A 1,462-nucleotide genomic window follows, 5' to 3' on the forward strand; every position below is an offset into this window, starting at 1 on the left:
CGCCCGGGCCGCCGCGGGCGCCCGGCCCGTACTGCGCCGCGGCCCCCGGCCTCGCCTGCCGCAGGGCGGTCGGCGTGCTGGCGTAGATCTCGCGCATGGTGTCGTTGAACTGCCGCACGCTCGCGAAGCCGGCCGCGAAGGCGACGTCGGCCGCCTGCATGTGCGTGGTCTGGAGCAGCACCCTGGCCGTGTGGGCGCGCTGGGCGCGGGCGAGCGCGACCGGCCCGGCGCCCAGTTCGGCGGTGAGCTGGCGCTGTACCTGGCGGGCGCTGTAGCCGAGCCGTACGGCGAGCCCGGCGACGCCCTCCCGGTCCACGACCCCGTCGCCGATCAGCCGCATGGCGCGACCGACGACGTCGGCGCGGGCGTTCCACTCGGCCGAGCCCGGCACCGCGTCCGGTCGGCAGCGCCGGCAGGCCCGGAAGCCCGACCCCTGGGCGGCGGCTGCCGTACGGAAGAAGCGCACGTTCTTGCGCTTGGGCGTGACCGCGGGGCAGCTCGGCCGGCAGTAGATGCCGGTGGTGGTCACGGCGAAGAAGAACTGCCCGTCGAACCTGGCGTCCCGGCTGCACACCGCCTCGTACCTGCTGTCCTCGTTCATCACACCTTCCACTATGCGCGCCACCCAGCCATCGGGCTGGCGGAAATCGGACGTCGCGTTGGTGGGGTGGGAGGGGAGTGCGAGAGGTGTGGGAGAGATGTTGCTGAGCGGGTGGGCTGCGCGCGGGCTGGGGCCTTCGCGGGCCGGGGCCTTGGGGGGCCGCGGCTTGGCGGGCCGGGGCCTTCGCGGGCCGGGGCTTGGCGGGCTGGGGCCTTCGCGGGCCGGGGCCTTGGGGGCCGCGGCTTGGCGGGCCGGGACCGGCGCCCCGTCCTCACGCCACATGGGTCAGGTACCGCCGCACCGTCTCCGCCAGGACCTCCGCGCCCTCGCGGGCCCACAGCTCCTCGTTGAAGATCTCCACCTCGATCGGGCCGCGGTAGCCGGCCGCGTCCACCAGGTCGCGGAAGGCGCGCAACGGGATGCTGCCGTCGCCGAGTTGGCCGCGGCCGAGCAGGACCCCGGCGGGCAGCGGCGTGATCCAGTCCGCGAGCTGGCAGGCCGCGATGCGCCCGCCGCTGCCGGCCCGGGCCAGTTGGCCGGCGAGCGTGTCGTCCCACCACAGGTGGTACGCGTCGGCGACCACCGCGACCTGGTCGGCGGGGAAGCGCTCGGCGAGGTCGAGCGCCTGCCCGAGGGTGGAGACCACACAGCGGTCGGCCGCGTACATGGGGTGCAGCGGCTCGATCGCCAGCCGCACCGCGCGCTCGGCGGCGTACGGAGCGAGTTCGGCGACCGCGTCGGCGACCCGCGCACGGGCACCGAACAGGTCACGGCTGCCGGCCGGCCGCCCGCCCGCCCCCCCCCCCCCGGTCGCCGTGCAGAGCGCGGCGGCCGACACCAAGGCGCGCCCGATGTGGGCGC

At 76.5% G+C, this 1,462-nt stretch carries 2 protein-coding genes; both read right to left on the bottom strand.

The window, feature by feature from the left end:
• Positions 1 to 601: bifunctional transcriptional activator/DNA repair enzyme AdaA (locus AAHZ94_RS33950; RefSeq protein WP_349997539.1), on the bottom strand; the 601-nt coding region annotated here is incomplete at its 3' end.
• A 271-nt stretch (positions 602 to 872) separates the two neighbouring features.
• On the bottom strand, positions 873 to 1,462 hold a 590-nt coding region (locus tag AAHZ94_RS33955; RefSeq protein ID WP_349997540.1), incomplete at its 5' end, for a sugar phosphate isomerase/epimerase family protein.

It is taken from the genome of Streptomyces sp. HSW2009 (genome assembly GCF_040240285.1).
GTDB lineage: Bacteria > Actinomycetota > Actinomycetes > Streptomycetales > Streptomycetaceae > Streptomyces.